Source organism: Corynebacterium sp. HMSC064E08, assembly GCF_001811805.1.
GTDB classification, from domain to species: Bacteria; Actinomycetota; Actinomycetes; order Mycobacteriales; family Mycobacteriaceae; genus Corynebacterium; species Corynebacterium jeikeium_D.
In genome coordinates, this window is sequence record NZ_KV806700.1 from 96301 (window position 1) to 103605 (window position 7305).

Consider the following 7305-nt stretch of genomic DNA (forward strand, 5'->3'; position numbering starts at 1 on the left):
GAAGTCTTCGCTTGCCGACGACGCTGGCGCCCGCGACTATGAGTACCGGTCGCGAATAGCCTCTTCGCCATCTCCGAAATCGTACTCGTCAATCAGACCACGGCGGGCCTGCGATGCACGCTTACGCTGCTCAGCGCTAGTGCGCTCGTTGACGTAGAGACGATCGTCGGTACCACGGCCACTCGGCACGAAGTCATCGGTGCCCGCGACCTGCTGCGGGTACCACTCGAAGGTGAGATAGGAAATCGTCACCGGGCAGCCAACCGTTGCCCCAGCCTTTGCCAGGGCATCTTCTACACCAAGCTTGGCCAGGCGGTCAGCCAAGTAGCCGACTGCCTCGTCGTTTTCGAAGTCCGTCTGGTTAATCCAGCGTTCCGGCTTACGGCCACGCACAATGAACCCATCTGGGGTATTCGGATCGCGCTCGATGGTGAAGTCCGCGCCTTCGCGCTTCTTGCCACGCACACCTTCCGGACGGATGACCGCACGGGGCTCCTGCTCTGTTGGCAACGGATGCGCCTTGCGGTAGGCGGCAATCTGATCCTTCAGGCCGTAGGTCAGCTCCTTGAGTCCCTCGTGCGTCACCGTAGAGATCTCATAAATCGGCCAGCCGAACTTCTCCAACTCCTCGCGCTGCATGTCAATCATCTCGCGAGCATCGGGCAGGTCAATCTTGTTCAGCACGATGACGCGCGGACGCTCTGCGAGGTCCCCAAGCCCCACGTCGGCCTTCAGCACCGACTGGTAGTTGGCGAGTTCCGCCTCCAACGCCTTGATGTCAGAGACCGGATCGCGGTCGCCCTCCAGCGCAGCAGCGTCAACCACATGAACCAGCACAGCGCAGCGCTCAATGTGACGCAGGAAGTCCAACCCAAGACCACGGCCTTCAGATGCCCCCGGGATAAGACCCGGCACATCTGCGATGGTGAAGGACTCGTAGCCAACGTTGACTACACCCAGGTTCGGCTGCAGCGTGGTAAATGGGTAGTCACCAATCTTCGGCTTAGCAGCGCTCATGGTGCTGACCAGCGAGGACTTTCCGGCTGACGGGAAGCCCACCAGTCCAACGTCTGCCATGGATTTGAGCTCCAAGACAAGGTCCTTGGCCTCACCCGGCTCACCGAGGAGAGCGAAGCCCGGCGCACGGCGGTTCTTGTTCGCCAGCGCTGCGTTGCCCAGGCCACCGTAACCGCCTTCAGCGGCGATGAAGCGGTCCCCCTTACCGGTCATGTCCACCAGCACTTCCCCATCCTCGGTCATGACAACCGTGCCCTCCGGCACTCCGAGAACCAGGTCCTCGCCGCGAGCACCATTGCGGTGATCGCCCGCGCCCGGCTTACCGTTGGCAGCCTTGATATGGGGGTGGAAGTGGAAGTCCATCAGAGTGTGAATCTGCGGGTCGACGACCAGCACAATGTCGCCACCGTGGCCACCGTTGCCGCCATCGGGCCCGCCGAGTGGCTTGAACTTTTCACGCAGCACCGAGTTACAGCCGTGACCACCGTCGCCGGCCTGCAAATGCAGTACGACACGATCTACAAAACGAGACATATAATCACACACACTTCCGAGCGGAGAGCCATCTTCTAGTGCCTGGAGTAATGCCCTAATTTAAGCGAGCCGACGGGCAGAAGTCTAGGCGGTAACAAAACGCTGCCTCGCAACCTAAAAGCGCGAAACAGTAATAAACAACAAAAGAGCCGATTACCTTTCGCAGTGGGAAAGGAATCGGCTCTTCTGCAAGGCAGTTAAACCTGCCTCAAATTCAACGTTGCAGTAATCCTATGTGGACAACCGAGGGTTGTTCTTAGGAGTTATTCTCAACGATGCTGACAATGCGGCGGTTACGGCGGGTACCGAACTCGACTGCGCCTGCCTTCAGAGCGAAGAGAGTGTCGTCGCCGCCACGGCCAACGTTCTCACCCGGGTGGAACGAGGTACCGCGCTGACGAACGAGAATCTCGCCTGCCTTAACCTGCTGGCCGCCGAAGCGCTTCACGCCGAGGCGCTTAGCTTCGGAGTCGCGGCCGTTGCTGGTGCTGGATGCACCCTTCTTAGTAGCCATGATTTTCTCCTAGGGAAAAGCTAATTGGAATTTCGGCGGTTTACTTGGAGACGCCGGTAATCTTCAGAACAGTGAGCGGCTGACGGTGGCCGTAGCGGCGCTTGTAGCCAGTCTTGTTCTTGTAGTGCATGCCGCGGATCTTCGGGCCCTTAGCGGCCTCGACGATCTCTGCGTTAACGGTAACGTTGGCAAGCTTGTCGGCATCCGCAATGACATCTGCGCCATCGACGAGCAGAACCGGGGTGAGAGCCACGGACGAACCCGGCTCACCCTCGATCTTCTCGACCTTGACGAGGTCACCTTCGGCAACCTTGTACTGCTTGCCGCCGGTCTTGACGATCGCGTACATAGGAGGGCTACCCCTTTATCTGAGAAACTCGACTCAAGGAATCTTTGTAATTCCTTGACTGGACAATGGAATTGCGATTAGTTGCGTGTGCAGAACACTTCAGGGACATACCCGAAAGCCAAATCCGAGTAGATTTCCCCGCTCTGGCCGTTTCCTTACCACCAGCGCCTCAAGCACCAGTGGGCATGACCAGATACGCCTACTAATCAGCGACTGGTCAAGAGTAGCGAAAAATCCCCCTAAATTACAAACTGCCCGAGTAAGACCCTGTCCCCCATTGGTTTTCACGGTCTTCCCGGGCAGTTTCCGAAGCCACTTTCCACCCCCTGCTTTAGGGAACGGAAAACAGCCTTCTATCTGGTCTTACTCCAGGTTTCCAATACCTAGTTCTGGCCACTTCGGCGCACCGCACGACGCACGCGGCGACGACGATTGGCCGGTTTCGTCTCCGGCGCCGCAGCACCGCGATTAGCCTGCTTCTGCTCTGGCTTAGTAGCGCGGTTTGAAGCGCCCTGTCGCTGCTTCGGCGCAGTCGCTCCGGCATCGCTTTGCGACGAGACCCTGCGCACCGCCCGACGGCGATTACGGCGAGCTCCCGTGCCCTGGACCGCTACGACCTCAACCCGTGACTTGCCCGAGCGGCGTCCACCGCCACTGCGGTTGGCGCTGCGGTTGGTGCTGCGGTTGCTGTCATCGCGGTTGTCTTTCGCACGATCTCCACCCTTGCTGCCTTCAGCGTCGGCCTTTGGCTTAGTGGACTCGAAGTCCTCGCGACGCGGTGCGCGATCCGAGCGGGAGTTACCGCGCGTCGGACGACGACGGCGTGGAGAACGCTCGAACGCCTCCTTCGCCTCCTCATAGGTCTGGGACTCCTCGGCCACAGCCTTACCGGTCTTGTTAGCGTTGCCGCTCTTGCCATCCTTGGCTGGCTCCCTCACGTCTGTGGTGGAAGCTGCCTGAGACTCAGCCTGAGGCGCAGTGGTTTCATCCACAGCAGTACGACGCACAGCGCGACGACGGCGACGTCGAGCGCTAGCGCTGCTGGAGCGTTCAGCCTCACCACGGCCTCCACCGGAGCCACCGTTATCGGTGCGCTCGGCACGCTCAGCACGGGTCGGGCGCTCCGAACGCTTGCGACGATCACCATATTCTTCGTCGCGGTCATCGGCGTCGCGTGCAGCCGAATCAACGGCAACATGCTCCGCTACCCTGCGACGCGTAGCCCGACGGCGGCGGCGCTGCCCCTCCTGCGGCATGTAACGGTCATCCGACGGCTCCTCTGGGTCCTTCTCACGGGCTTCCGCAACAGCTGCGGCAGCCAGAGCAGCCAGGTCATCGGAGTTCTCCGATTGCTCAGTACGCTCGCGGCGCTCCTGACGGCCACGGTCGTTCTGTCGCTGCTCATCGTTTCGGCCCTGGCTCTTACGAACCCGGCGACGACGCGGCGGCTTCGGCTCATCGTTCTCAGAAGAGACAATGACAGCTTCGACAGCAGCTGCGACACGCTTGTCGGCTGCGTCCTTATCGTGCTGGTTGGTCTCCGTGTCGTCGTCACGCGTTGCCTTGGAAGAGCCTGCCTGGTCGCCCTGATCGCGGTGCATGGCCAGCGCGGCCGGGTGGTTGGCCGGATTGTGCTCCGAGCGCGACTTGTTGCGGCGCTTGGACTTACCCTGCTCGTCGTTGCGACGGCCATTCTTGTGGCCACGGCCCTGATTGTCCTGCTCAACCGGATCGATGTGGATAATCAGACCGCGGCCATTGCAGCAGCTACACGGCGTGGAGAAGGTCTCCAACAGGCCTGTGCCCAGACGCTTGCGCGTCATCTGGACGAGGCCGAGCGAGGTGACCTCGGAGACCTCGTGACGCGAGCGGTCGCGGCCCAGGGCCTCCTTCAGACGGCGCAGCACCAAATCCTGGTTTTCCGGCAGCACCATGTCGATAAAATCGACGACAATCATGCCGCCCAGATCCCGCAGACGCATCTGGCGGACGATTTCCTCAGCGGCCTCCAGGTTGTTGCGAGTGACCGTCTCTTCCAGGTTTCCGCCAGCGCCGGTGAACTTACCGGTGTTGACGTCGATGACCGTCATGGCCTCGGTGCGGTCGATGACCAGCGTGCCGCCCGAAGGCAGCCAGACCTTGCGGTCGAGTGCCTTGGCCAGCTGCTCATCGATGCGGAAGTGCTCGAAGACATCAGCGCCGCCGTGCTCCTTGGCGAAGTAGCGCTGCAGTCGCGGCTCCAGCTCCGGCGCCAGGTCGCCGATGTAGTCCGTCACTGTGTTCCACGGGCGATCGCCCTCCACCACGAGACGCGAGAAGTCCTCGTTGAAGACGTCGCGGACGACCTTGACCAGCATGTCTGGCTCTTCGTACAGCGCAATCGGCTTTGCTCCACGCTTCGCCTTCGCCGCCTCGGAGGCTTCCCAGATCTCCTGCCACTGCGTCTCCAAGCGCTTAATGTCGGCCTCGATGGCCTCCTTGGACACACCCTCGGCGGCGGTACGGATAATCGTGCCCGAGCCCTCCGGCGTAACCTCGCTCAGAATCGACTTCAGGCGCTTGCGCTCCGGCTCCGGCAGCTTGCGGGAAATACCCGCGCTACGGCCGCCCGGCACGTACACCAGGAATCGACCAGCCATCGAAATGTGGGTGGTCAGACGCGCACCCTTGTGACCAATCGGGTCCTTGGACACCTGGACCAGAATCTGGTCGCCGGCCTTCAGCGCATGTTCAATCTTGCGCGAACGCGACTTCGTGCCCAGCAGCTTCCAGTTCAGGTCACCTACGTAAATGACACCGTTGCGGTCGGTTCCGATATCGATGAACGCCGCTTCCATGCTGGGCAGGACGTTCTGCACGCGACCGAGGTAGATATTGCCGATCTGCGTGGTCTGCGTGTCAGAGGTAACGAAGTGCTCGACCAACAGGTCGTCTTCCAGCACACCCACCTCAGTGACAATGCCCGCGTGGTCATGGCGCTTGCGCTCACGCACCACCATCGTGCGCTCCACCGACTCACGACGAGCCAGGAATTCCGCCTCCGAGATTACGTGGCGCTTGCGCGATTCCTCACGACGCTCGATACGGCGACGTCGCTGCGCCTCCAGGCGAGTCGATCCCTTAATCGCCTGCGGCTCCTCGACCTCTTCGCGGGTTTCCTCTTCCTCGCGCTCTGTGTTTTCGGTGGTCTTCTCCGCCTGTTGCGCGTCATCATTACGACGCCCACGTCCACGACGGCGACGACGCGGGCGCGGCTGACGCTCCGTTTCGCTTGACGACGAGCCGTCCTGCCCCTCCCCCGCGTTGTCATCGGTGCCCTGGTTGGAGGCCCCGTTGTCAGCTGAAGCTGCATCCTCGGTGGCCGAATTCTTGGCCGTAGCCGGGACAGCCTGCGGCGCCAGGAAGATAGGCGCAAACGCGGTCTGCTCTTCCGCAACCGGCGGCTCCGGGACTACCGGCGGCTCGATGTCCTGCAGGGCTTCGCTCTGAGTTGCCTGCGTATCCTGCGGCTCTTGCGTTTTCTGCGGCTCTTGCGCTTCCTGAGTTTCCTCTGCCACTGGAGCGCTGGTCGTGCGGACCGCACGGCGAACTCGGCGACCACGACGTGTGGTCACTGCAGCGCTCTTTGCAGCAGGTGCTTCGGCGGAAGCTTCCTCAGCGGAGGTTTTCTCAGCGGTCTCGGCTACGGTGTCGGCAGCCTTCTTATCGGAAGCATTCTTATCTGCAGCCTTCTTCGACGACGACTGAACTACAGCCTCAACAGCTTCCTCGACGACCGAGTTCGAGTCCTTCGGCTCGTCCTTCGCTGCGGTTTCTTCCGGAGCTCCAGCGGTCTTCTTCACAGCCCGCTTACGCGTTGCTCGCTTCTTAGTCGTGCTCTGCTTCTCTTCAGTCTGCTTCTTTTCGCTCTGCTTTGCCGAGGATTTCTTAGCAGAGGCCTTCTTGGTGTCCTTCTTCTCGGTCGCTTCCTCGGCAGGCGCTGCATCCGACTTAGCTTCGCTCTGAGCTGCCTTCTGGTCGGTCTTTTTTTCTGCCTTCGGCGCAGCCTTCTTTGTGGCCTTCTTCGCAGCCGACTTCTTGCTGCTCTTCTTCGCAGCTGGCTTTTTCTCGGACTTAGCTGCGGTTTGCTCGTCCGACTTCTCATCCGCCGCGTTCGACTTACCTGCCGACTGCTTTTCCTTCGCGGCCGGCTCTTCGCCGGTTGGCTTGGTCGCAGCAGATCCGTCGTTAAGCGAGGCATCCTCTGGATGATCGCCGATGAAATTCAGCACCGCGTCGAGCTGATTTTGATTAATGGTGGACGAAGCGGACTTTACGACAATCCCCGCGTGCCCCAGTGCTTCGATGGTTTCCTTCGAGGTCAACCCCAAGCTCTTGGCCAGGTGGTGGACTCGGGTTTTCAGAGCCGCTGACTCACGATCAAATTCGCGTGCCTTAGCGACAACATCCTGGCTGAAATTTGCCACTGTATTTGTTTCTCCTTGACACCCCACCACGCAAAACCCGACAACAGGAGGCGCACTCTTTGTCATTCCATGTGCGCCTACATCCGTTGTGGCCTTGGAAACCAGGCGGAGCAACGATGTTGCGACAGCCACTTCATTTGCACCATATGCGCAGATAGAGGGCCGAAAACGATGAACAATTATGAAAGTCTTATTGGCAGGCCTTCCGGCTGACTCAGGGATTCAGCGATCACATGCGGAATGTTTCATCCACCGGAGCGAACTCCCGGGCACTACTGCTGCTGTCCATTGTCGCACATATCGAGCAGGTGGCGCGCACCGACATTGGCGGCGGCGGGGCAATCCGAGTTACTGACTGCGTTTATGACAGAAATGGCCTGAAAAATTGCCGGAAAGTGTCATAAACTCCTACAGTTTCACATTTG

General features: G+C 60.4%; 4 protein-coding genes. All 4 read right to left on the reverse strand.

Features of this window, described 5'->3' with window-relative positions; translation table 11 throughout:
* Window positions 1-36: 36 nt before the first annotated feature.
* On the reverse strand, window positions 37-1551 hold the full coding sequence (gene obgE, locus HMPREF2820_RS06050) for a GTPase ObgE (RefSeq protein ID WP_070603367.1): 1515 nt from the start codon (window positions 1549-1551) through the stop codon (window positions 37-39).
* Between the two features lie 256 nt (window positions 1552-1807).
* Complete coding sequence (gene rpmA / locus HMPREF2820_RS06055; protein ID WP_016422312.1) at window positions 1808-2065, reverse strand: 50S ribosomal protein L27; 258 nt, start codon at window positions 2063-2065, stop codon at window positions 1808-1810.
* 40 nt (window positions 2066-2105) lie between these two features.
* Complete coding sequence (gene rplU, locus HMPREF2820_RS06060) at window positions 2106-2414, reverse strand: 50S ribosomal protein L21 (RefSeq protein ID WP_005511541.1); 309 nt, start codon at window positions 2412-2414, stop codon at window positions 2106-2108.
* Window positions 2415-2797: 383 nt separating this feature from the next.
* A complete protein-coding gene (locus HMPREF2820_RS06065) occupies window positions 2798-6880 on the reverse strand; it encodes a translation initiation factor IF-2 N-terminal domain-containing protein (RefSeq protein ID WP_070603369.1) in 4083 nt (1360 codons plus the stop codon).
* Between the last annotated feature and the right edge of the window lie 425 nt (window positions 6881-7305).